General features: G+C 62.7%; 15 protein-coding genes. 2 read left to right on the top strand and 13 right to left on the bottom strand.

All coding sequences use genetic code 11. The annotated features are described in order from the left end of the window. Nucleotides 1-82 precede the first annotated feature (82 nt). Entirely contained in the window at nt 83-1,627 is a 1,545-nt protein-coding gene (locus KIT10_08230) for a hypothetical protein (protein ID MCW5899245.1), read from the top strand. Between the two features lie 23 nt (nt 1,628-1,650). Here KIT10_08230 and KIT10_08225 read toward each other — a convergent pair whose 3' ends face one another. From KIT10_08225 to KIT10_08170, 12 genes are all read right to left on the bottom strand, one after another. Continuing rightward, nucleotides 1,651-3,537 (bottom strand): OmpA family protein, encoded by a 1,887-nt coding sequence (locus KIT10_08225; protein ID MCW5899244.1) that lies wholly within the window; start codon nt 3,535-3,537, stop codon nt 1,651-1,653. Between the two features lie 11 nt (nt 3,538-3,548). Beyond that, nucleotides 3,549-4,490: a type IX secretion system membrane protein PorP/SprF gene (locus KIT10_08220; GenBank protein ID MCW5899243.1), complete on the bottom strand. Its 942-nt coding sequence runs from the start codon at nt 4,488-4,490 to the stop codon at nt 3,549-3,551. Nucleotides 4,491-4,501: 11 nt separating this feature from the next. Beyond that, nucleotides 4,502-13,009 (bottom strand): choice-of-anchor L domain-containing protein, encoded by an 8,508-nt coding sequence (locus KIT10_08215; protein ID MCW5899242.1) that lies wholly within the window; start codon nt 13,007-13,009, stop codon nt 4,502-4,504. Between the two features lie 53 nt (nt 13,010-13,062). Next, nucleotides 13,063-13,428, bottom strand: a complete 366-nt coding sequence (locus KIT10_08210) for a hypothetical protein (GenBank protein MCW5899241.1) — start codon at nt 13,426-13,428, stop codon at nt 13,063-13,065. A 165-nt stretch (nt 13,429-13,593) separates the two neighbouring features. Beyond that, a complete protein-coding gene (gene rlmB / locus KIT10_08205) occupies nt 13,594-14,328 on the bottom strand; it encodes a 23S rRNA (guanosine(2251)-2'-O)-methyltransferase RlmB (GenBank protein ID MCW5899240.1) in 735 nt (244 codons plus the stop codon). A 79-nt stretch (nt 14,329-14,407) separates the two neighbouring features. Next, nucleotides 14,408-15,661: a GWxTD domain-containing protein gene (locus tag KIT10_08200; GenBank protein MCW5899239.1), complete on the bottom strand. Its 1,254-nt coding sequence runs from the start codon at nt 15,659-15,661 to the stop codon at nt 14,408-14,410. Nucleotides 15,662-15,687: 26 nt separating this feature from the next. Continuing rightward, nucleotides 15,688-17,013 carry a DNA recombination protein RmuC gene (gene rmuC / locus KIT10_08195; protein ID MCW5899238.1) on the bottom strand — a complete coding sequence of 442 codons (1,326 nt, stop codon included), beginning with the start codon at nt 17,011-17,013 and terminating at the stop codon, nt 15,688-15,690. A gap of 49 nt (nt 17,014-17,062) precedes the next feature. Next, entirely contained in the window at nt 17,063-17,686 is a 624-nt protein-coding gene (locus KIT10_08190) for a L,D-transpeptidase (protein MCW5899237.1), read from the bottom strand. A 43-nt stretch (nt 17,687-17,729) separates the two neighbouring features. Beyond that, nucleotides 17,730-19,451 carry a BamA/TamA family outer membrane protein gene (locus KIT10_08185; protein MCW5899236.1) on the bottom strand — a complete coding sequence of 574 codons (1,722 nt, stop codon included), beginning with the start codon at nt 19,449-19,451 and terminating at the stop codon, nt 17,730-17,732. Beyond that, nucleotides 19,448-20,149: a uracil-DNA glycosylase gene (gene ung, locus KIT10_08180; protein MCW5899235.1), complete on the bottom strand. Its 702-nt coding sequence runs from the start codon at nt 20,147-20,149 to the stop codon at nt 19,448-19,450. Before ung ends, KIT10_08185 begins: the two co-directional genes overlap by 4 nt. A gap of 366 nt (nt 20,150-20,515) precedes the next feature. Beyond that, on the bottom strand, nt 20,516-21,727 hold the full coding sequence (locus KIT10_08175) for a hypothetical protein (GenBank protein MCW5899234.1): 1,212 nt from the start codon (nt 21,725-21,727) through the stop codon (nt 20,516-20,518). Continuing rightward, nucleotides 21,657-22,373, bottom strand: a complete 717-nt coding sequence (locus tag KIT10_08170; GenBank protein ID MCW5899233.1) for a hypothetical protein — start codon at nt 22,371-22,373, stop codon at nt 21,657-21,659. The genes KIT10_08175 and KIT10_08170 overlap by 71 nt, the downstream gene beginning before the upstream one ends. Before the next feature lie 290 nt (nt 22,374-22,663). On the opposite strand from KIT10_08170, the gene KIT10_08165 reads away from it, so the two are divergent. Continuing rightward, the gene (locus tag KIT10_08165) at nt 22,664-23,428 is read left to right on the top strand and encodes an IS1595 family transposase (GenBank protein ID MCW5899232.1); all 765 of its coding nucleotides are present in this window, start codon (nt 22,664-22,666) and stop codon (nt 23,426-23,428) included. On the opposite strand, the gene KIT10_08160 is transcribed toward KIT10_08165, so the two are convergent. Beyond that, the gene (locus KIT10_08160) at nt 23,425-23,937 is read right to left on the bottom strand and encodes a hypothetical protein (protein ID MCW5899231.1); all 513 of its coding nucleotides are present in this window, start codon (nt 23,935-23,937) and stop codon (nt 23,425-23,427) included. The two genes, KIT10_08165 and KIT10_08160, sit on opposite strands and share 4 nt — an antisense overlap. Nucleotides 23,938-23,939 lie beyond the last annotated feature (2 nt).

Raw genomic sequence — 23,939 nt, 5'->3', positions numbered from 1 at the left:
TGAGGATGGGTGGCATTTCCGGTTGTTGGATCCCTAACTTTGGAGAACTGGCTTGGGATCCAAAGCCCTGGTCCACGCTGCCATGAAACCCAGTACCGAACTATTCGACCTGATCAAGTCGCTCACCAAGTCGGAGAAACGCTTCTTCAAATTGCACTCCGCGCTTCAATCGGGCGACAAGAACTACCTGCGGATCTTCGACGCGATCGACAAGCAGAAGACCTATGATGAGGAGGCCCTCAAGGGCCTGTTCGCCAAGGAGACCTTCATCCGGCATCTGCCCTCGGAGAAGAACCATCTGTACAAGCTCATCCTGAAGGCCCTGCGCGCCTACCATGCGGAGAGTTCGGTGAGCGGCATCCTGAAGCAGGAGATCAAGAACATCGAGATCCTCTACCAGAAAGCGCTCTATATCGAATGCAACAAGCTGCTGCACCGTGCCAAGCGGATCGCCCGGGAGAACGAACGGTTCTATTACTGGTTCGAATTGCTCAGCTGGGAGAAGATGCTCCTGGAGGAAGCCTACGAGAGCGGCGAGTTCACCAAGGACCTCGACGCGCTGATCAAGGAGGAGCGCGATGTGATCGACCGGTTACAGAATCTGGCCGCCTACCACGTGCTCTATTCGAAGATCAATTATGTGTTCCGCAGCGGCGGTTACGTGCGCACAGACGAGGAACACGCCATGGTGGAGGAGATCAGCGAGCATCCGTTGATCAAAGGAAAGAACACGGCGCTTTCCCGCCGCGCGGCCACCATCTGCTACTACACGCAGGGCTTCTGCCACTGGGCGAAGCGTGACTGGAAGACCAGCCTGGAGAAGTTCGAGCGCGTGCGGGCCATCCTGGACGAGCATGCGAACATCCGGGCCGACCTGCCCAAGCGCTACATCCGCACGCTGCACTACATCATCAACGCGCGCATCGAACTGCGCGATCTGGATAAGGCCCGCGCGGACATCAAGGTCATGCGATCCCTCCCGGGTACCAATGGCTTCCACGGGATCAACATCGACACCCAGGTCTTTGTGGCGAGCTACCTGAGTGAATTGCGTCTGCTGGACCGTGCCGGTGACCATGAGAAGGCCCTGGCCCTGGTGGATGACATCCTGCAAGGCATGGAGCGGATCGGACCAAGGCTCCACAAGGAGCATGAACTGGAATTCCATTTCGCGCTGGCCTGTGTCCATTTCGGCGCGGGGCAGTTCAACAAGGCCTTGTTCTGGCTCAACAAGGTGCTCAACGACAATGAACCCACCCTGCGCCAGGACATATTCACTTACGCGCGGCTCTTCAACCTGGTGGTCCATTACGAACTGGGCAACTACGACCTGCTGGAATACATCGTTCGTTCCACGCAACGCTTCCTCAGCAAGCACCACCGTGCGCATCAGGTGGAGGTCACGCTCATCGAGCACATCAAGAAGCTGGCCCGTGCCGGGGACCCCGAAGTGAAGCGCAACCTCTTCGTGTCCCTGCGCGACACCTTCCTCGAACTGTTCGAGGACCCGAACGAGAGCCTGGTGCTGAAGTATTTCGATGTGCTCGCCTGGGCCACTGGACATGCGGAGGACATCACCTTCCAACAGGCCGTGAAACGTGCCGGCGGCCGCTTGATGGCCAAGTGATGACCGCCACCGCGATCACCTGATCAGGGCAGTGAGGGCGTCACCTTCGTCACCTTGAACTCCGTGCGGCGGTTGGCCTGGTGTTCCTCCTCGGTGCATTCCACCCCGTCGCGGCAGTGGTTCACCAGGCGGCGTTCGCCGTAGCCTTTCGCTACGATGCGATCCGGCCCCACGCCCTTGCGGATCAGGTAGTCCACCGCGCTATTCGCCCGTGCCTCGCTCAGCACAAGATTGTACAGGTCGCTCGCGCGGCTGTCGGTGTGCGAACTGAGTTCGAAGCTCAGGTTCGGGTTGTCGATGAAGATGCGCGCCAGTTTGTCCAGCTCGGCGGCGGCGTCCGCACGGATGTCCCAGCGGTCATAGTCGTAGTAGATGTTCTCCACCAGGATGGGCTTCTCGATGACCACTTCCTTCAACTCGAAGTTCTCCGTCCAGGTTCGGCTCACACGCTGGCCCTGCGTGCTGATGTCGCGGCTCTCGGTGAACATGCCGTTCTTGCTGCCGGAAAGCCGGTAGTCGCTGTCCTTCTTCATGTCGAAGCGATAGTGGCCGTCCGGCCCGGTGAGCATGGTCATCGCCTCGCCGGTCGTCAGGTCCAGCAGCCGAACCTCCACATCGGGCATCGGTTCGCCGGTCTCATCGTTCAAGAAGATGCCATGCACGACCAAGGTGGGCTCATGCCCTTGGAAGGTGTAGGCCTTGTCTCTGCCGCTGCGGTCACTGCTCAGGTAGCCGTCCGTACCACCCGGCGACATCACCAGCGCGAAGTCGTCGCTGGTGCTGTTGATCGGGTAGTTCATGTTCGCCGGCGTGGTCCAGCCGTCGGCCACCGGCGTGGTCAGGAAGATGTCCAGACCACCGATGCCAGGATGGCCATCGCTGGAGAAGAAGAGCGAATCGCCGCTGATGGTGGGGAACATCTCATTGCCGGCCGTATTCACCACAGGGCCGAGGTTCACCGGTTCGGACCAGCCTTCCTCCAGTCGCTGGCAGCGATAGATGTCCGTACCGCCGTAACCGCCTGGCCGATCACTGACGAAGTACAGCGTGTTGCCATCGGTGCTCATCGCGGCGTGGCCGGTGCTGTAGCCGTGGGTGTTGTAAGCGAATTGGTGGATCTCGCCCCAGTTCCCGTTCGGATCGCGCTGCGCGCGGAACAGCTTGAGGTGACTGGTGGCGCCTTCATCCTTGTTGAGTCGGAACTTGTAGTAATCGCTCCGGGTGAAGTACATCTCGCGGCCATCCGTGCTGAACACGGCCGGGCCGTCGTGGAATCGTCCGTTGACTGTTCCTGGCAAGGGCTCTGGCCGTGACCAAGCGCCACCGTTCAAGGGCTTCGCGGTGTAGAGGTCGATGAAGGAGTTGCCGTTCCAGGGATTGCCGCGTCCCGCTTTCGCCGCGCGCTCTCCGGCGAAGACGATCCCATCGCGATGGGGCACCACCGCGAAAACCCCGGTCATGCCTTCGATGTTCAAGGGATCCAAGGTGAAGAGCGTGGTGTCCACGAAGAATTCCTGGCGTCGCTCCGCGGCTTGCCAGAGACCCAGCGCAATGGCGTCCGCGGGGTCATCGGTGAGCGCCCTTTCGAAGAGGAGCGTGGCCTGTTCGTTGCGTCCAAGACCCTGCAGCACCTGGCCGTAGCGCAATGCGTCGTGGCCGCGCAGCTCGGATATCCTTTCGGCGTGGGCGAACCATTGTGCGGCGCGGCCCATCTGGTGCTGGCGCTGGAATGCGTCGGCGGCGCGCAGGGCGGCGTCCCGGTCCTCGATGCGGCCCAGGGCACGCTCGTAGTGGTGGGTGGCCTGCGCGTAGGCCATGCGGTCATGCGCGCGGTCGCCGCTGGCCAGGTGATAGCGCGTGCAGGAGCCCAGGACCAGGGCCACGGGAAGGATCAGGAGGAGCTTTTTCATGGTATCCTGCATCAGAAGTAGCGTGGGGTCTTGATGCGCACCAGGTCGCGGCCGAAGTCCATGCCCAGCATGATCTCGTGGCCGCCGCTGGTGTAGTTGCGCAGGCGTGAAGTGGTCATGTCGTAGGCGTAGCCGATGCGCAGGAAAGGATTGATCTGGTACTCCGCCATGGCCACGATGGCGTCTCCTGTGCGGTAACCCGCGCCCAGCCACACGCGTTCCTTGTACAGCACATTCACGTTCACATCAGCCTGCACCGGCGCGTTGGGCATGTACTTGATCAATGTGCTGGGCTTGATGTCGAAGTACTCGCCCAGCGGGAAGACCTTGCCGGCGTGCAGGTAGTAGTGTTGCGTGAAGTAGTGGTCCAGCGCTGAGGTCACCTGCGACCTGATCGCGCCATCGGCGGACCGGATGTTGGGCACGGAGATCCCCACATAGCTGGTGGCATCATACCAATAGGCGCCGAAGCCGAACTTGCCCACCACGGCATTGCTGATGTCCGCGGCGAAGACCTGGTCGTTCACGTCCCAGTAGAGCAGTTCGCTCAGGCGGGCGGAATAGAGGCTCACGCCGGCCTTGAGGCCCAGCGATAGTTTGCTGTTGGCGCCCACCCGCATGTGGTAGGCGTATTGCGCCGCCATGTCCAGATCGCGCGTCACACCGATCTGGTCGTGCGCGATGGTGAAGCCTACGCCCATCTTGTCATGCATCAGCGGTGCGTCAAGGGCCAGCATGCTCGTGCGTGGTGCGCCTTCCACCTGCATCCATTGCGAGCGGTGCAGCAGACTGGCCCCCGCGTAGCCGTGGCTGCCGGCATAGGCCGGGTTGAGGAAGAGCTGGTTGAACATGTACTGGCTCACCATCACTTCCTGTTGCGCACGCGCGCTGACGGCGCCCAGCAGGACGGTCGCCAGGAGTATCGTTTCTCGGATGGTCTTCATCGTCGTCATGCGTTGGAGGTTCATCGGCGCAGGTCCACATAACCCTGCAGCGTGCGGGCACCGTCGTTCACTTTCAGGATGGCGAAGTAGGTCCCGTTGGGCAGCGCCTGGCCCTGGCTGTTCTCGCCGTTCCAATCGTTGCGGTAGTTGAGGCGGTCGTACACCACGTTGCCCCAGCGGTTGAGCACCACGAACGTGTTGGCCGGGTAGGCGTCCAGACCCTGGATCACGAAGAAGTCGTTGGCGCCATCGCCGTTCGGGCTGAAGCCTGTGGGCATCACCAGGTCGTTCGGCTCGGTCAGGACCACCGTGAGCATGGCTTCGCAGCCGTTCGCATCCGTCACCACCACCATATAGGTGCCAGCTGGAAGGCCATGGATGGAGGAGGTGTTGGCGCCGTTGGACCAGTCGTAGCTGTAGGGAGGCGTGCCACCGGACACCTGCAGGTCGATGCTGCCGTCCGTACCACCGTAATGGCTGATATTGTATCCACCGTTGTAGGTGGACAGCGAGGTGCCGATGACGATCGCGCTGTTCTGGACCACCTGCCAGCTGCCGGTGAAGACGCAGCCATTGGCGTCCGTCACGGTGACACTGTAGAGGCCGGCGTTGAGGTTCTCCAGCAGGTCGGATTGCCCGCCATTGTTCCACGCGTAGGTGAAGGGCGCGGTACCCGAAGTGACCGTGAGCGCGATGCTCCCTTCGGCTCCGTCGTGGCAGAGGTTGTCCACCACATCAGCTTCGGCCATCACCCCGGGTGTGCCCGTCACGGTGGCGCTCACCGTGGCCGTACAACCATTGAGGTCGGTAATGGTGACCTGGAAGGTTCCCGGATCGAGCCCACTCAGCGCTGCGGTGGTGGGACCATGCGCCCACTGGTAGGTGTAGGGTGCCGATCCGCCGCTCACCTGTGTGTCCACCGCTCCAATGGATTGGCCGCAGGAGGCGGATGTCGTTGTGGCGCTGGCGGTCATTTCAGCAGGCTCGCTGATGATGATGCACTGTTGCGTGGTGCAGTTGTTCGCGTCGGTCACCGTGAGGCAGTAGGTGCCGGGCGCGAGATCCGTGATCATGGCCGAGCTGCTCTGGAAGCCGCCGGGGCCGTTCCAAAGAAGCACGTGGCCGGGTGTGCCGCCGCTTACCATAGCGGTGATGGAGCCGTCATTGGCGCCATGGCAGGAGATGTTCGTGCCGCTGGGGAAGGTGGAGGCCCCCAGGTCGATCGCCAGGGGTTCAGGCGCGATGATCGTCAGCTCCTCCACGAATTCACAGCCGTTGATATCGGTGATCGTGACGGTATAGGTGCCGGGGGCCAGGCCGCTGATGTCCTGATCGGTGGAATTGTATCCGTTCGGACCGCTCCACGACCAGGTGAAGCCGCCATTTCCACCGGCCGCGATCGAAGTGATGCTGCCGTTCGTGGCGTCGCTGCATGGCACGTTGTATCCACCGGGGAACTCGCTCAGCGCGAAGCTGGCGGTGATCGGCGCTTCAGGCTGTGTGAGGGTGACCTCCATGAAATAGGTGCACTGGTTCTCATCCGTCACCACCAGTTCATAGGCGTAGTCGCCGGCCGTGAGTCCATCAATGAAGGGTGTGTTCCATTCCAGGCTGTCGGGTCCGCGCCACAGGAAGATGTAGTCGCCCGTACCGCCTGTCACCGTGGCGAGGATCCAGCCGTCGGCCGCGCCGTGACAACTCACATTGGTGCCGCTCGGGTAAACGGAGACCTCCAGCGATACGTCGATGGCCAGCTCGGGCTGGGTGAGTGTGATGGTGGTGTCCATCACACAGCCGTTCGCATCGGTGATATGCACGAAGTAGATGCCCGCGGGCAGTCCGCTCAACTCGGGCGAGGTGGAACTGAAGCCATCCGGGCCATCCACCTGCAGGGTATAGGGCGCGGTACCGCCTTGGGGCGTCAGTTCGATCACGCCCGTACTGTCGCCCACGCAGGCGATGTTGTGTTGGCCATAGAAGGATACGTAGGTGCCGCTTTCGATCGGTGCCGGTCCGATGAGAACCGCGGTAAAGCTTCCTCCGCAGCCGATGGCATCGTCGATCGACACCGTGTAGGACCCTGCGGCGAGTCCGGTGATGTCCAGGTCCGAACTGGTGAAGCCATCGGGACCGCTCCATTGCTGCGTGTAGGGCGCCGCACCGCCTTCGATCGTCAGCGAGATCGAACCGGTATCATCGCCCGGGCAGGTGTTCGGCGTCATGCTGAAGGATGCCGAAATGAGCTCTGGTGCCAACAGGGTGTGGTTCGACTCGTGCATGCAGCCGTTGGCGTCGGTCACCGTCAGGTGATAGGTACCGGCACCAAGGCCGTTCAAGTTCAGCGCAGTGGAGCCGAAACCGTTCGGCCCGGTCCAGCTGTACTGGTGTGCCGGCGTACCGCCATCCACCGTGATGGTGATGGAACCATCGTCGCCCGCGCAGCTCACTTGGAAACCACCATCGAGTTCGCTGAGCATGGCCGAGACCTCCAGCGGCTGGGGCTCAGTGAGCGTGATGCTCTGGGTTCCTGTGCATCCGTTGTCGTCGGTCACCAGCAGGGTGTAGGTGCCGGCGATCAGGCCGGTGAGCATGTCATCGCCGGAGGTGAAACCACCGGGGCCGCTCCAGACCAGCGTGTAGCCTGGCACACCACCGGTGATGCCGGCGCTCACCGCACCATCCGCCTCGCCGAAGCAGGTGATGTGCTGGCCTCCGTTCCAGGTCGTCGCCTGCAGTTGCACCGCGATGGGCTGCGGCTGCGACACGATCACTTCCAGCGCGGTGACGCATCCATTGGCATCGGTCACGAGCAGGCTGTATTCACCCGCGACCAGGTCCGTGATATCGTCCGTGTTCGCATTGAAGCCACCTGGTCCATTCCACTGGAAAGCATAGGGCGCTGTGCCACCGGTCACGTTCGTATTGATCGCGCCATCGTTCACGCCATGGCAGGTGGTGTTGAAACCGCCGGGCTGGATGGTGGCTGTGGCCTGTGCGGCCAGGGTCTCCGGCGCGGTCAGTGTCCAGGCGCTCGTGGCCACGCACCCGTTGGCGTCGGTCACGGTCACTTCGTAGGTGCCGGCGCCCAGATCGCCGAGGTCCTGGCTGTCCGCACCATTGCTCCAGCTGAAACTGAAAGGTGCGGTACCGCCGGTCACATCAAGCGTGATGGCACCATCGGTGGCACCGGCACAGCTGATGTTGTTGCCGTTCGCCAAGCTCAACGTGGCGTCGATGCCGATGGGGTCGGGCGCCTGCAGGGTCGCCTCATCCGTGGCGGTGCAGCCGTTGGCGTCCGTGACCACCACGGTGTAGGTGCCAGGTGCGAGACCGCTGATGTCCGCGTCATTGGAGAGGAAGCCCAGTCCATCGGACCAGTTGTAGGAATATGGCCCGGTGCCGCCGCTTACAGCGAGGTCCACCGAACCGTCGTCGGCGCCGGAGCAGCTCACGTTGGCGCCTCCGATGTAGGAGGAGACCAGCAGGTCGATCGTCACCGGAGCGGGAGCGGTCAGGTTGGCGGAGGCTTCCAGCACGCAGCCGTTGGCGTCAGTGACCACCACGGTGTAGATGCCGGGATGCAGGTCGTTGAGGTCGGTGCCGTCATCCGAGAAACCGTCCGGGCCTGACCAGGCGATCGTCCATGGGGCGGTGCCGCCGGCGATGCTCAGCGTGATCGTGCCGTCGCTGGCATCATGGCAGCTGACATTGTTGCCATTGAAATTCGAGAGCGCCAGGCCGGCATCGAGCGCGTCCGGTGCCGTCAAGTTGAAGGATTGCTGCGATGTGCAACCGTTCGCGTCGGTGATGGTCACCTGGTAGGTGCCCGCGCCGATACCGCTGATCGCGGGTAGCGAGGAGGTGTAGCCGCCGGGGCCGGTCCAGGCGAAGGCGAAACCGCCAGCACCGCCCGTGGCGCTGATGCTGATGGCACCGTCCATGGCGCCAGCACAGGTCACACCACTGCCATTGTGGTCGGTGACGGTGAAGTCCAGCGCCACCTCATCAGGTTCGGTGAGCGTCACGAAGGTCTGGTAGACGCAACCATTCGCATCGGTGATGGTGGCCTGGTAGGTGCCGGCCGCGAGCCCGCTAATGTTCGCGCCCGAGGCGGTGAAGCCTCCGGGGCCTGCCCAGGTCACGTTGTGCGGGGCCACACCGCCGGTGATGGCGAGTGATATGGTGCCCGTGGATGCGCCGTGGCAGGCCACCGCATCACCGCTGGGATGCATGGATGTGCTGGGAACAGCCGCGATCGGCGGTGGTTCCACCAGGGTCACCGAGGCCTGCGCGAAGCAGCCGTTCGTGTCGGTCACCTCCAGCGTGTACGTGCCTGGCGAAAGGTTGTAGATGTCCTCCGTCCCGGCCGTGTAGCCACCAGGCCCGGCCCACGAGAGGGTGTAGAACACCGTCCCACCGGTGATCGTCGCATCGATGCCACCGCTGTTCGCGCCATGGCAATCGATGTGGTAGCCATTCGTCAGCAGCGGTGACAGGTTGATGTTGAGCGGCGAAGGCGCGAGCATGGTGTAGGAGGCCAGTGTTCCGCAGCCGTTGGCATCGGTGATGGTGAGCGTATAGGTGCCACTGCCGATGCCTGAGAGATCCTCCGTATTGGCGGTGAAGCCACCGGGACCGGTCCATGCGTAATTGTATGGCCCGGTACCGCCTGTGATGGACACATCGATGCTGCCATCGGTGGCCTCCGCGCAGCTCACATTCCAGCTGCCGGGGTATGCACTGAGCACCGCATCCACTTGGAAGATTCCGGGTTCATTCACGTCGAAGGCCTCCGCCAGCGTGCAGCCGTTGGCATCCGTCACGGTGATGGTGTACACGCCGGCTTCCAGATCGGAGAGGTCCAGCGTGTTGGCTGTGAAGCCGTTCGGGCCGGTCCAGGCGAACGAGTAGGGCGAAACGCCGCCGGTGATCGAGGCATCGATGGCACCGGTGGGGCTGCCTTGGCAATCGGCCGTGGTGATGTCCGCGGTCACTTGGATCGCAGGCGGTGCGGTGAGTGTCCAGGAGGTGGATACCACGCATCCACCAGCGTCGGTCACCGTGAGGTAATAGTTGTCCGGATCCAGGTTGGAGAGGTCCTCCACCCCGGTCATGTTGCCATGGTCGTCGGTCCAGACATAGGTGTAGGGGAAGTTGCCGCCGGTAACGGTGATGTCGATGCTGCCGTCATAACCATTGTGGCATGAAACGTTGTAGCCGTTGAAGTCGCTCAGCAGCGCATCGATGGTCAAGGGGCCATCCGGACCGCCGAGCGTGAAGAAGACGTACTTGGGCACGGCGCAACCGTTGTTGTCGGTCACCGTGGCGGTGTGGTCGCCGGGTGGCAGGTTCGTGGCCGTGACACCCGTTTGAGGAGGTTCGGTATTCCACACCACGGAGTAGGATCCGCTGCCGCCCACGATGGTGATGGTGATGCTGCCGTCATTCGCGCCGAAGCAGGAGATCGGGGTCCAGCTCTCCACGAAGGCCTCCAGGTCCACATCGATGCCGTTGATCGTCACGGATGCTTGGGCCGTACAGCCGTTCGCATCGGTCACGGTCACGGTCCAGGTGCCTGGGGGCAAGTCCGCCGCCACCGAGGTGGTCTGTATGGGCGAGGTGTTCCAACTGTAGGTGTATGGAGCGGTGCCGCCGCTGGCCGAAGCCGAAGCGGAGCCGTCGGTGGTGCTGAAGCACAGCACGTGCGTCAGCACTTCGGCATCCACTTGCAATGGTGCGACCGGTCCGCCGATGTTCACAGAGGCGTTGGTCGTACAACCATTCGCATCGGTCACGGTCACGGTCCAGGTGCCTGGCGCAAGCGCGGTGGCGATGGCTCCCGTCTGGACCGGCGTGGTGTTCCATGAATAGCTGTATAGCGCCGTGCCACCGCTCACATTCACGGTGGCACTGCCCTGGCCATCACCGAAGCAGACCACGTTCGTGGAACTGGCGATCGTCGCTTCAAGCGGTGCTGTGGGGCCAAGGATCGTCACGCTGGCCACGGTCTGGCAACCGTCCGCATGATGTGCGGTGACGATGTAGGTGCCGGGTGCGAGACCGGTGGCCGTGTTGCCGTTTTGAGGGGGTACGGTATTCCACGTGATCGATTGCACGTTGGATCCCCCGCTGATCTGCACGGTGGCCGTACCGTTCCACACGCCGAAGCAGTTGGCGTTCTGCTGAGATACGATCGACATCGTGGGCTGGCCCGGCTGCTGCACGGTGATGCTGTTGCTGCCAGTGCATCCGTTGGCATCGGTCACCGTCACGGTCCATGTTCCGCCAGTGTTGAAATCCGCCATGGCGGTGTTCTGCGGCGGGAGCGTGTTCCATGAATAGCTGTAGGGTGGTGTTCCCCCATTGGGAACCGCGGTGGCCGTGCCGTGCGGATTGCCCTGACCCTGGCATTGGATCACGTTGCTCACGTTGGAGAACGACACGGTGATCGGTGCGCTGCCGGTCACGGTCGTCACCGTGGCGCTGCTCTGGCATCCATACCCGTCGGTGACCATCACCACCCAGTTCCCCGCGGCCAGGCCTGAAGCGGTGGCGCCGGTCTGGGCCGGGTTCGTGTTCCAATTGAAAGAGTACGGCGGCATGCCACCGTTCACCACGGCGGTCGCGGCACCATCCGTGGATCCCGGGCAGGACGTGGGTTGCATGTTCGTGAAGGAGATGTCGAGCGCGGGTGGTTCAACCAGCGTGCGCTCCGCGATGGCGGTGCATCCCTTCGCATCGGTCACGGTCACCGTGTAGGTGCCGGCACTGATGCCTGTGATATCCTGTGTGCTGGCTGTGAAGCCGTTGGGGCCGTTCCAGGCGTAGATGTACGGTGCCGCGCCACCGGTCACGGTCAGGTCGATGCTGCCGTCCAGGCCACCCGTGCAGGAGATGTTCTGGCCGAAGGGCAGGGTTGGCGCGGTGGTAGTGAGTTGGAGCGCGGCGGGTGTGTTCACATTGAAGCTCTGCACGCGCGTGCATCCTGCGCCATCCGTCACGGTCACGGTATAGGTGCCGTGGTCCACATTCACCAGGTCTTCCGTGGAGGCGGTGAAGCCGTTCGGGCCGGTCCAGGCGAAGGTGTAGGGGGGCGCACCGCCGCTCAACGAGAGGTTGATCGCGCCGTTCTGATCGCCCTGGCAGAGTGGCTGTGTGATCACCGCACCCAGCGTGATGTCGCTGACGGTTACCGTGGTGGAAAGGGTCTCGCTGCATGCACCGGCCGAGATCGTCACCTGGTAGATGGTCGTTGTGGCGGGCGAAGCGATCGGGTTCGCGATGTTCGTCGCGCTCAATCCGGTGGCGGGGCTCCAGCTGTAGGTGAGACCGCCCGCCGCGGTGAGTTGAGTGGAACCTCCGGGGCAGATCGGCAAGGGGGTGTTCACCGTGGCGAAGAGCGAATCCTGGATGTGCAGGTCAAGACTGTCCAGATGGAACCCTGGACAGACCGATGAGCTGAGGTGGACGCGGATATGCTCGATGCCTTCCGGAATGTCGTCAGCGATGGGGTTGAAGTGCACATCCACGCTCGCGGCATTGGGGGGGATCGTGGCCGTCTTGGCCACCAAGGGGTCCGGGTCGCCGATGAGCGGATAGTCCACTCCATTGAGGGCCGTACCCGTAAGGAAGAAGGGCACGACCAGGGGATCGGCGGTGACCAGTTGCCGGTTGAATCGCACCATGCCTGCGTTGCAGCCTTCCACCAGGTTGGTGAAGCCGCTGGAGGTGAGGGCCGTCATCGACACACTGTTGCTCTCGATGCGCTCGATGAACACGCCGCTGTCATACTTGCGGTCGCTGGCGTCGGCCACGATGAGCTTCAGGCGGTAGGTCTGGCAGGGTTGCACTTCGGCCACGGCGCGCAGGTGCCGCGTCAGACCGTCGTACTGGATGTGCTGCCCACCCGCGTTGTCGTGGTAGTAGGCCGCGTTGGAGCCATTGTTCACATTGTTGATCGCCACGGCGTCGTTGGTGCCGGGCAGCAGGGCGATGTTCTTCTCTGGCGCGATGCCGGGGTCGCCGGTGATGCCCGGGCCGCTGATGAAGAAGCCGAACACGTCGTTGTACTGAGACCCCACCCATTCATTGTATTCCTCGCTGGCGAAGGAGAAGTTGAAGCTGAGTGAATCTCCGCCGGGGATCACATCGAACTCGAAGCGGCAGGCGTCGTAGGTGGTGCGCCCCGTGACGATGTTCAGCAGCGGGCTGCCGGGCGCGTTCTGTTCGAAGGTCTTGTTCTCCACATTGTTCGGGCCCACGGCATTGCCGATGGTGCCTGTGGTGAGCAGGATGCCCTCCTGCACGCCGAGCACGGAGCCACTGTAACTGAACTCGCCATAGCCCTGGGGATGGCAGTCGATCAGCACGTTGCCGATCTGCACACCCGGACCGGTAATGGCACGGGCCAACTCCAAGGGGTCGGACTGCGGTGAAACGGTGAGCTGCGCATGGAGGAGTCCTCCACACAACACGAAACCACCCAGCAGGGCGGCAAATCGCGTGATGATTTTGATGGTTTTCCTCATCTCCATGATCGCTGGAACCGCGTGGGCTCGTCTCCGGGTCTTCTCCATGGCGGTCATCGTTGTGCGCGGGCTTGTGCGCATCGTGTTTCGGCACCCTGCCGGCCTATGCCATGTTCTTGGATGTCCTTCGCGGCTACATGCCGCTTGGCCGTGGCCAAGGCATGCTGGCGGGCCTCTCCATTGGAAGCGCTGTATTCGATCACCAAGATGCCGGCAGGCACACAGGCGTATACCAGCTTCCCTTCACCGCTTTGGCGCAGGTCGTTCGCGATGGCATCGCGCGTGTCACTCGTCAGACCTTTCACGAGCAGCACCATTTCATCGCCGGCGGGTCGTTGCGCCTGGGCCTTCAGCGTGGGCGTGGAATAGGAAATGGCCAACACGAGGATGGCCAGCACATGGTGGAGCGAGCGTGTCATGGGTGTCCGATCTTCCGCGGTCCCATGCGGATGAGTGTTCCGCAGGGGCAGCCTGGATGTGGGCCGCTTATACCGGAGCGTGCCTGGAAAGGTTGCCGGTCGCAATCGACGGGCAGGGCGTCTCCTTCCCCTGGACAGGGATGGGGGAACGACGAATGGGTATGGTCAGCGGGTGCGCGTGGCCAGTACGGCGTGCAGGGCGATCCCTGCCGCCACGCTGACATTGAGCGAGCCGATGGTGCCCGCCATGGGGATGCGCACCAGCACATCGGCCATGCGCAGCACGGCGTCCGAGATGCCCTGGTCCTCCGCGCCGAGCACCACCACCAGCGGACCGGAGAGGTCGGCATGGGGCAGGTCGGTGGCGCCTTTTTCGGTGAGGGCCATCACGCGCAGGCCGTGGCCCTGGGCTTCGCGCAGGGCATCGCGCAGCGTTTCCACGCGGCAGACGGGGCGGCGCATCAAGGCCCCTGCGGAAGTTTTCACGGCATCCTCGCCCAAGCGCGCCGTTCCGCTCTTCGGCACCAGCAGGGCATGCGCACCGAAGCATTCCGCGCTTCGGGCGATGGCGCCCAGGTTGCGCACATCGGTCACGCTGTCCAATGCTACGATCAAGGGTGTCTCGCCACGTTCGTAGGCCGCGTTGATCACCTCGCCCAGGTCCTGCTCGTCGATCGGACTCAGCAAGGCGATGACACCTTGGTGCTCGGTGCGCGTCATGCGGTCCAGCTTCTCCACCGGCACAGGTTGCCAGGGGATGCCGCGATCGCGTGCGATGTTGCGGATCTCGCGCAAGCCTTCACCACCGGCCTCGCGCCGCACCAGCAGCTTTTCCACGTGCTTGCCCGCCCGCAACGCTTCGATCACCGGATGGATCCCACAGACGATATCGCTGGCCATGTGCTTCTTCGGTCAATCTCCAACCTCCAATCCTGCCTTCGGCAGCCTGCCTGCGGTAGGCAGGGCAGGCCCCTCAACTTCAATTCTGATAAACCCTTCCATTCCTCCAACTCTCCACATTGCGGTACCAGGCGCCTTTCAGCAGGGGGTCGCGTTGCAGCACCAGGTCATTGTCGGTGAAGGGGCCTTTGCGGCGCGTGAAGTTGAAGGTGAGACTCATCAGGTTGTTCTCCTCGCCGAATATCCAGGTCTCGCCGCCCTCACCCCGGTAGATCGTGTTGGGATTCCCGAAGATGATGTGGACCAGCCCGCGGTCAGTGCGCCAGCCTTCCACATGCGTGGAGAAGTGGCGGTTGGCGTTCTCCACGCGGCCGTAGTAGATGCGGATGGCCTCGCGGGCGCGCTCGCGGTCGCCGCTGGCATCCAGCCAGAAGCGCTCCACAGCCTTGCGCGGATCGGGCGCCTTGGCCATGCGATCGTATTCCTGCATGGAGGTGATGTAGCGCAGGGGCACCAGCATGTCCGGCCCATTGCCCACGAAGGGGTAGGCCTGGGTGAGCACGAAGAGCGAGAAGCCCTGTGGATCGGCGGCGGAAGGCTGCAGGTGGTACACACCGGGTTTCTCCAGGTCGAGTTCGAAGGTGCCTTCCAGCGTATCCACGGTCACTTGGAAGAGGCTGTCCGACTGCTCTGAAGCGCGGGGTGTGCCGCCGGAGGTGAACACCGGTGCGGGCAGGCCATCTTCCACGCTGTGGCGCGACCCGAAGAGCGCGCGGCCCTTGTACATGTCGCACCGTACACGCACACGTTGTCCGGCCACCAGGTGATCGTCGAAAAGCGGCAGGCCGTTGCGCGGGTCCTGCGGCAGGAAGTACTGCCGGATGCCCTCGCCATCGCGTGATACTTGCAGCACCACCGAACTGCGCGCGTCGCGGTTCAGGTCATGCGCGGTCACCCGCAGCACGTAATTGCGCGGTGTGCCAGGCTTCACTTCCAAACTGCCGATCAGCTCGCGCTCCTCGGTGGGGTCCTCGCTCTTGTCCTGCAACACGGTGCTCATGCTGTCGATGGGCGACTTCGCGTTCCAGTCGGCATAGACCTCGTAGCGCATGCGCACCACGGCGCGGAAGGGGCCACCGCTGCCGTCGCTCTTGTAGAGCAGGTCGCGTGTGGGCAGCTTGAAATAGAGCGTGGTGTGTTGCTCGTCGCGGTGGTGGACCCGGGCGCGCAATTGCAGTGCGGCGCTGCCCTTGCCATAGAGGTAGGCCACGTTGTCGCGCTTCACGCTGCTCATGCTGCTGCCACAGCCCGCCGCGAATAGCAGGGCGATCATGACAGCGATGATGAGGTGCGGACTTTTCATCGGATCTCCCCGGTCTCTTCCTCCAACGCGCGTTGCAGCAGGTTGGTGCTCAAGGTCTTGTTGGTCTTCGCGCCCAGTTCCTTCAGCATTTCCACCTGCCGCACCAGGTTGCCACTGCCCACGCTCAGCTTGTTCATGGCGTCACTGTAACTGCGTTTGGCGGTGTCCATCTGCTGGCCCACCTTGATCAGATCCTCGGTGAAGCCGACGAACTTCTCGTAGAGTTTGCCCGCACGGTCGGCGATCTCCAGGTGGTTGCGCGCGATGCGTTCGTGCTTCCAGATGCCATGGATGGTGCGAAGGGTGGCCATCAGCGTGCTGTGCGTCACCATCACCACCTGGCGGTCGTAGGCCTCCTGGAAGATCTCCGGCCTTTCGCGCAGCGCCAGCAGGAAGGCCGGTTCCAGAGGCACGAACATCAGCGTGAAGTCCACGCCCTGGGTGCCGTAGAGCTTGGCGTAGTCCTTCTCACCAAGGCCCTTGGCGTGGGCGCGCAGGCTTTCCACGTGCAGCTTCAGCAAGCGGGCACGCTCGGCCTCGTCGGTGCTGGCGGTGAACCGCTCGTAGTGCAGCAGGCTCACCTTGCTGTCGATGATCAGGTGCTTGTCGTCGGGCAGCATCACCACGGCATCGGGCCGCAGCCGCGTGCCATCCTCCAGCGTGGTGCTCTCCTGCATGCGGTACTCCTGGCCCTTCACCAGGCCCGAGCTTTCCAGCAGCTTCTCCAGGATCATCTCGCCCCAGGCGCCCTGGGCCTGCGTGTCGCCCTTCAGCGCGCGCGTCAGGTCATTGGCTTCCTGGCTCAGACGTTGGTTCTGCTCCACCAGCTTGGCGATCTCGCTCTTCAACAGGAAACGCTCCTTGCCTTCGTTCTGATAGGCTTCCTGCACCTGCTTCTGGAAGCCTTCGATGCGCTCCTGCAAGGGCTTCAGGATGGAGCCGAGGCGTTCCTGCTGTTGCTCGCCGAGTTGTTTCCCTTTCGCCTCCAGCAACTTGTTGGCGATGTTCTCGAACTCGGTGGTCATACGCGCCTGTAGCTGCTCCAACTCGCCTTTCTGCTGCTCCAGTCTTTCCAACAGATTCCGGCCGCGCTCCTGTTCGGCGGCCAACTTCTGGCCGTTGTCCATGGCTTCGCGCAGGTGGCTTTCCGCTTTGGCTTCCGCTTCGTGGATGCGCGCGGTCAGGTCCTGCGTTTCGCGGGCATGCTGTTCGCGCAGCGGTGCCAGCGCGCGCTCTTCGAGCCCCCGCGCCCAGCGGGCATGGGCGAGGAAACCAGCCACGAGGCCGGCGAAGAGGCCGAGAGCAAGACTGAGGATGTCCATGGCAAGCGGGACACGAAAGTACAATGACGCACCCTAGAGGCAGGCCGCTTCAATTGTCCAGCACCACCACCAGCGCGCCCACGGGCAGCGCGTCGTAGAGGGCGATGACATCATCGTTGCGCATGCGGATGCAGCCGCGCGAGGAGGCCGTGCCGATGGAGCGTTCGTTGGCCGTGCCGTGGATGTAGATGAAGCGGTCGTGGCTGTCGCGGTCGCCGCCCCGGTTGTGGCCGGGTTCCAACCCGTCCAACCACAGGATGCGCGAGGTGATCCAGTCCTTGTCGATGCCCGCGAAGTCCGGGTCGGCCAGCTCGCCGGTGAAGATGCGGTCCTTCAAAATGCCATAAGGGGGCACGCCGTCGCCGAACTTCTCGCACACGCGATGCAGGCCGGTGGGTGTGCGGTAGCTGTCTTGCTTGGTGCCCAGGCCCTTGCTGGCGGTGGCGATGGGGTAGGTGTGTAGCAACAGCCCGCCGCGTACGTGGTACATCAGCTGGCGATGCACGCTCACATACAGCAGGTCACCAGAGAAGTCGTGACCTGCATAACGGATTTCCATGAATTCCATCAACAGATCCACCACGCCCTGGTGCGGATGGACGGGCGCGCGCTCGGGGTCCGTGGCGTTCGCGGAAGCGCAGATCAACAACAGGGAAAGTCCAAAGCCGCGCATGGCGGATCGAAAATAGCTGGAGGATCCCATTGTCATGACCCGGCTAGAACAAGGCCACGAACCCGAAATGCACCTTGCCACCGCGCAGGGCGATGGGGTTGCCGAATTCACGACCCAGCGCGTAGGTGATGGAAAAGAGGCCCGCCTTGGTCTCGAAGGTGGTGCCGGCGCCGAAGCCCAGGGGTTCGTCCTTGCGGTACGCATCGGCCGAGGCATCCTCCCACCAGCCCTGGTCCACGAAGAGGAAGAAGTTGGCGTTCTCCTCGTATACGAAGCGGTACTCCACGGTGCCCACGGCATAGGCCGAACAGATGATGGACTGCTCGTCCACGCCGCGGAGGGTGCGCAGACCGCCCACGCGGTGCAGTTCATTGCGGTAGAGATCGTCGTTCACCATCCAGCCACCGCGTGCCACGAAACGGAAGGTGCTGCGGCGCGCCAGGGGCAGGTGGGCCACGGCCTCGCCCTCCAGGTCGTATTGCAAGGTGCGCAGTTCACCACGGGCTTCACCGGGTGCCAGGGTGGCGGTGCTGGTGCGTTTGCGTCCGGCGCTGGCCTCGGCGCGCAATGCATGGCCCTGCCTGGGGTTGAAGCGGTAGTCCAAGCGTTCGCGCTGCACCCCGATGCCGTAGCTCAGCAATTTCACATCGGCCAGGCCTGGCGCCGCCACCAGGTTGGAGCCGAGGCGGCTGTTGCTCTTGCTGTTGATGAAGAGCGTGACCCGGTCGCCACGCGCCATCATGTACGAGAGACCGCCCCGTGCGACCACTTCCAGGAAGGTGGTGTCACGCTTGAAGAGCCGCAGGTTGCCATCGAGGCCGAAGGGGGTGTTGAAGGCGAAGGGCAGGTCGCCGCCCACGCGCAGGTCCTGCGTCTGGTCGGCCAGGCTGCGCCAGTTGAGCGCGATGCCTTCGCCGCGCTTGAGGGCGTTGCGCAGCCGCAGGTCCAGGTCGCCGGTCACGCGCACCTCGCCGGTCACCGCATCGGGCTGCACGCCCAGGATGCCGTTGATGGAACTGGCCTTCTTGGCATCGAGGAAGAGGAAGAGCTTGGTGTTTTCGGGCGTGAACTGCACGTGCGGCCGCTGGCGTTGCGACACGAAGGGCAACTCGCGGATGCGGCGCTCCACGGCGAGCACAAGGCTTTCGTTGTAGGGATCGCCGGGCCGTATGCCGATATGGGCCGTGAGATAACGCATGTTGGTCACCGCGCTGCCCTTCACCACCACACTGTCGAACTTCACCAGCGGACCGCGGTCCAGGCGCAGGGTGGCGTGCAGGCCGTCGCTCTCCCCGTGCAGGCTGTCCAGCCACACGCGGGCGAAGGGGTGACCGTTGTCCTCGCTGTAGCGCAGGAGGTCGTCGAACAGACGCTGCACCTGGCGCGGGGTGATGGGCCTGCCACTGTAGAGCTTCTCCCGGAAGCGCGCCTCGCTGGCGATCTCCGCCGGAATACCAGCGCCCGACAGCCGCGCCCAGCGGTAGGGCCGGCCCAGCAGCAGATGACAGGTGCTCACATGGTCCACATCCAGGCAGGTATCCAGCCGGGCTTCGAGGAATCCTTGGCCGTGCAGCAGCGCCAGTTGGGCATCCACGGCCGTGGGCACTTGCACGGCAGCGCCCACGTCCATGGGTCGTGTCCACTTCGCGGGGACCTCCTCGTCGGTGGTGAAGCTCACCCGGTGCTTCTGGGCATGTGCGGATCCGTTGGCCGCCCATAAGAACAGCACCAGAAGTGCACCGGGCGACGGGAAGAGGATGGTCATGGCCGCCAATCGATCGGGGCCTTGCCTTGGGCCTGGAGCAGCTCGTTCACCTGCGAGAAGTGGCCGCAGCCGATGAAGCCCCGGTGGGCCGAGAGGGGCGAAGGGTGGGGCGCCTTCAGGATGTAGTGCCGTCCGCCGTCGATGAGTCGCTCCTTGTCCTGCGCGTGGCGGCCCCAGAGCAGGAAGACCAGCCCCCGGTGGTGTTCGCTCAGGCGGCGGATCACCGCGTCCGTGAAAGGTTCCCAGCCCTTGCCCTGATGGGAACCCGCCTGGCCAGCCCGCACGGTGAGCACGGCGTTGAGCAGCAGCACGCCCTGCCTGGCCCAGCGGGTGAGGTCGCCATGCGGGGGGCGGGCCAGGCCCAGGTCGCGCTCCAACTCGGCGAAGATGTTGGCCAGCGAGGGCGGTGGCGGCACCCCCTGCGGCACGGAGAAGCACAGGCCATGCGCCTGGCCGGGGCCGTGGTAGGGGTCCTGCCCCAGGAGCACCACGCGCACCGCCTCGAAGGGGGTGTGGTGGAAAGCGGCGAAAATGTCCCGGCCCCGGGGGTAGACCGCGTGCTGTGCCCTTTCCGCCAGCAGAAATTCCTTCAAGGCCCGGAACGTGGGGGTTTGGAACTCGGCTTCCAGGGCCTCGAACCAGCCTTCGCCAACATCTGGCCGGGTGGCCGCGTTATGCTGTGGGACCAGGTGTTCCATGGGACCCGAAAGATCGACAAAGACGCTGTTGAAACATTTTGCCGGGCAATGCGTTCCGGCGGCTAACTTTGAACTGACGAAGGCCGTTCCAAGACAGCCCGGCCCCAGAGACAAAACGACCAACGATGAAAAAGTTGCTCTTCATATTGGCCGCCGTAGGATTCGCAGGCATGCTGCTCACCTCGTGCTCTTCGCACAAGAGCTGCCCCGCCTACGGCAAGCTGCCGCCCAAGACCACGGAGCGGCCCGCCTGATCGGCGATAGCGTTGCTGAACCACAGCCCGGTCCTCCAAGGGGGCCGGGCTTCCCTTTTTTCATGGTGGCTATTGACCGATCGGCAGCTGCCCTATCCAAACTGGTCCCAAGTCACTCCTTCACGAATCGGCCGCCGGACATACCTCGGGGCCCATGTACCCACATCACATAAGTGCCCGGCGCCAAATGCGCCACCGGCACGGACCAGCGCCCCCCCGCCGAACGGCCTTGGGCCACGGGCCGGCCGGTGAGGTCCACGATGGTCCAATGCAGCACGGCGGCATGGGGGCCTTCCCATTCCACCTGCAAATGGTCTTGCACGGGTGATGGGTACAGATGCAGCGCCTGCGGCGTGCCATGCTCGGCAATGCCTACCTCCCAGGGGGCGAGTTTGACGACCCATACGTCGGCTTCGCCATGGTTGCCTGTGAGGTCGCCATCGGATGACTGGCTATACCCGGTGATGACCACACTACCATCTGAAGCCGGTGCGATTCCTTCCGCCAGGTCATTTGTGCTGCCACCCATGGTGCGCTGCCATATGACCTCCAGATCTGAGGATACACATACTACCCAGACATCCAGCCCACCCAAAGGATCTGAAATGTCTCCATCCGCCGAGATCGTCCTGCCAACGACAATAGCATTGCCGGAAGGCAGCACGTTTATGCCCCCGAAGCGATCATGTGCCGTGCCTCCGAAGCATTTGGTGCCGATCAACTCCCCGGCTCCATTCAGCTTGACAATCCATGCGTCTCCGCCACCTTGATTGCCGGTGACATCACCATTATTGGAGTTGGTGTACCCAACCGCCCAGATGGAGCCATCCTGAGCCTCTTTCACATCGTAGAGAAATTCGTTGCCCAATCCGCCAACGCATCGCTGCCAGATGATATCCCCTTCGGCATCCACCTTCATGACCCAACCTGTGGTACTGGGTACAGGTTCAGCATAGTAGGGATTGTTGCCGACGAGGTCCCCGTCGTTGGAACTCGTCTGGCCCACAATGATGCTACCTCCCGCATTGGAGGCGATGACCCGCAAGCCCCCATCACTTTGACTTCCTCCGTAGCACCGGCTCCATATCGTATTGCCTGCGTTGTCGGTCTTGACCAGCAACATATCTGAGAGGCCATGATTGCCCACCGCATCGCCATCGCTTGAAGTGCTGCTTGCGCAGATCAGGAATCCGTCCTCAAAAGTCAAAATGGAACGGAATTGTAAAGTTGTTGGGCGGTGTCTTTTAACATGCCTACTCGCACTGATGGGGCTGCGTGGGGTCGCCTGTGAAAGGCACCTCTTCATTACCTCTTCGGAAGTCATTGGCAAACATGCCACGGCTTGCTTCATACCCCAACCGGAAGCGCCAATGGTACAAGGTGCCGAATGCCGTGGAATAGACGATACACCCAATGATGAACAATTGGGTGCCTTCGTAATTCTCCAGAATGCTGTTGTGCATTTCGGGGGTCATATCCCACGGACCCATTGGAGGCAACAGGCCCTCTCCGGAATGGGATGCCTTTTCGCGCCGTTCCGAGCTGTCTATTCTTTCGCCCGAACCCAATATGAGAAGCGATCCGCCCTGGGTGATGTCGCTAACATGAACGACGCCTTTGCTTCCGTGCAATTCATACCGATAGTTCACCTGCCGGATTTCTATGGAGGACCGGCCGTAGTTCAAAAGGGCATAGCGGATGCGAAGAGTGTCGGTGTAGTCCATGGACATGGAGGATACCCCAACCCTGCCGCGCTCAGCCTCCCGCATATCGGACGCAGTTTGTACGGCGGCATCGGCGGATATTTTGGCGGCATCGGCAGCATTGCGCGCAACAATGTTGGCCCTTCGTATCAATCGTCCCTGCCACCATGTGACAATGGTAATGATGACTGTGAATGCCGCAATAACCCAGTCCGGGTTAAGGGTCGTGAAGGTGTCTACTACTGCCGTAGAGGGATACCACTTCATGAACTCTTGCTCTGTTGCATAGTTGGGCTTATTGTTGGCGCGCTTCTGATATACTGTACTGAACGTTTCGACAACCCATGAACGTCGTTGAGATCTCCAATCGCTTCCCCACGGAAGTCGATGCCGTGGCGCATTTCGAGCGGGTGCGCTGGGGTAAGCGCCCGAAGTGTGCCTATTGCAAGGGTACCAAACTTGGCGCTCGTTACCAAGACCTGCGGCACAAATGCCTTGGGTGTGGGCGGTCCACCTTCGTTACCGTAGGCACCCCGTTGCAGGGTACCCGGTTACCCTTGCGCACGTGGCTCTATGCCTTCGGTATCGTGGCCGATGCGAAGAAGGGCCTCAGTGCGTTGCAGCTACACCGCAACCTTGGGGTAAGTTACCCAACGGCATGGGCCATGTACCACAAGATCCGGGACCTTATGGCCATGGAGCAGGCCGACATGGACCCGCTCAACGACGTGGTGGAAATGGACGAGACCTTCGTGGGCGGCAAGCCGCGCAAGCCCAACCTTGTACGCATGACGGCGGGGCAGCGCGTTGCCATGAACCAGCGTGTGAAGGATGCCAAGGCCGACGGCTTCGACCTGCGGCCCCTGCGTGGCAACCCGGCGCGGGTGGCCACCAACGTAAAGCGCGGGCGCGGCACCAAGAAGGTGCCGGTGGTGGGCATTGTGCAGCGTGACGGCACCGTGGTGGCCCAAGTGATGCGCTCCCTAACGGCCAAGAACCTGCGGGCCATGGTGGAACGGCACGTGGCCACCGAGGACGCCTTGCTGATCACGGACAACTACTCGGGCTACTCCCGCCTTGACCGGATCATTGACCACATCAAGATCGACCACGCCCGTGCCTACTCATACAAGGGCGTGAACACCAACACCATCGAAAGTTTCTGGGCGCTCATGAAGCGCGGCATCGTGGGCCAATACCACCAGGTAAGCCCCAAACACCTGCCGCGCTACGTGTGCGAGTTCGCCTTCAAATACAACAACCGGCACCATGACGACATGTTCGAGACGTTGGTGGAAAATGCCATCCGCCCAACATCTTAATAATTCCGTTCCGAAATGGAATAGAGGATATCGAACCCTGATCCGCCCAAGCATCGCTGCCACTCGATCTCCCCGTTGGATTCTAGCTTGACCAGCCAGATCCGCGGCCCGTTGGATCCCGGGCATTCAACATCACCATCAAATGATGAAGTGGATCCCCCTATAATGTAACCGCCATCAGAAGTTGCGTGGATCACGGCCACATTCTCCTCCCACTCGCTTCCTCCGTAGCAACGCTGCCAATCCATGCTACCGTCCCCCTGTAGCTTGATGACCCATATGTCGCTGAGACCATGATGGCCAGAGATGTCACCGTCATTGGAGTCCGTACGCCCTGCAATGACGTAGCCGCCATCGCTGGTGGGGGAGATACAATGGCCCGCATCGTGCATGCTGCCGCCATAGTTGAACTGCCACAGGATGGTGGGAGGCGTTTGTGCCGCCAGGTACGGAAAGCCACTGGTAGACATGAGGAGGGCCGCCACAGCAATCAAGAGTGGGCACCTCATGG

Source organism: Flavobacteriales bacterium (assembly GCA_026129465.1).
GTDB lineage: Bacteria > Bacteroidota > Bacteroidia > Flavobacteriales_F > PHOS-HE28 > PHOS-HE28.
This window is presented reverse-complemented; position numbering and strand designations above follow the sequence as displayed.

What these genes read in the sequence shown, in the direction of transcription:
- KIT10_08200 (MCW5899239.1), bottom strand. Translation starts at nt 15,661, where the DNA reads ATGATCGCCCTGCTATTCGCGGCGGGCTGTGGCAGCAGCATGAGCAGC.
- rlmB (MCW5899240.1), bottom strand. Translation starts at nt 14,328, where the DNA reads ATGGCCAGCGATATCGTCTGTGGGATCCATCCGGTGATCGAAGCGTTG.
- KIT10_08185 (MCW5899236.1), bottom strand. Translation starts at nt 19,451, where the DNA reads ATGACCATCCTCTTCCCGTCGCCCGGTGCACTTCTGGTGCTGTTCTTA.
- KIT10_08230 (MCW5899245.1), top strand. Translation starts at nt 83, where the DNA reads ATGAAACCCAGTACCGAACTATTCGACCTGATCAAGTCGCTCACCAAG.
- KIT10_08175 (MCW5899234.1), bottom strand. Translation starts at nt 21,727, where the DNA reads ATGACTTCCGAAGAGGTAATGAAGAGGTGCCTTTCACAGGCGACCCCA.
- KIT10_08170 (MCW5899233.1), bottom strand. Translation starts at nt 22,373, where the DNA reads ATGAAGTGGTATCCCTCTACGGCAGTAGTAGACACCTTCACGACCCTT.
- KIT10_08225 (MCW5899244.1), bottom strand. Translation starts at nt 3,537, where the DNA reads ATGAAAAAGCTCCTCCTGATCCTTCCCGTGGCCCTGGTCCTGGGCTCC.
- KIT10_08190 (MCW5899237.1), bottom strand. Translation starts at nt 17,686, where the DNA reads ATGCGCGGCTTTGGACTTTCCCTGTTGTTGATCTGCGCTTCCGCGAAC.
- KIT10_08210 (MCW5899241.1), bottom strand. Translation starts at nt 13,428, where the DNA reads ATGACACGCTCGCTCCACCATGTGCTGGCCATCCTCGTGTTGGCCATT.
- KIT10_08215 (MCW5899242.1), bottom strand. Translation starts at nt 13,009, where the DNA reads ATGAGGAAAACCATCAAAATCATCACGCGATTTGCCGCCCTGCTGGGT.
- rmuC (MCW5899238.1), bottom strand. Translation starts at nt 17,013, where the DNA reads ATGGACATCCTCAGTCTTGCTCTCGGCCTCTTCGCCGGCCTCGTGGCT.
- KIT10_08220 (MCW5899243.1), bottom strand. Translation starts at nt 4,490, where the DNA reads ATGACGACGATGAAGACCATCCGAGAAACGATACTCCTGGCGACCGTC.
- ung (MCW5899235.1), bottom strand. Translation starts at nt 20,149, where the DNA reads ATGGAACACCTGGTCCCACAGCATAACGCGGCCACCCGGCCAGATGTT.
- KIT10_08160 (MCW5899231.1), bottom strand. Translation starts at nt 23,937, where the DNA reads ATGAGGTGCCCACTCTTGATTGCTGTGGCGGCCCTCCTCATGTCTACC.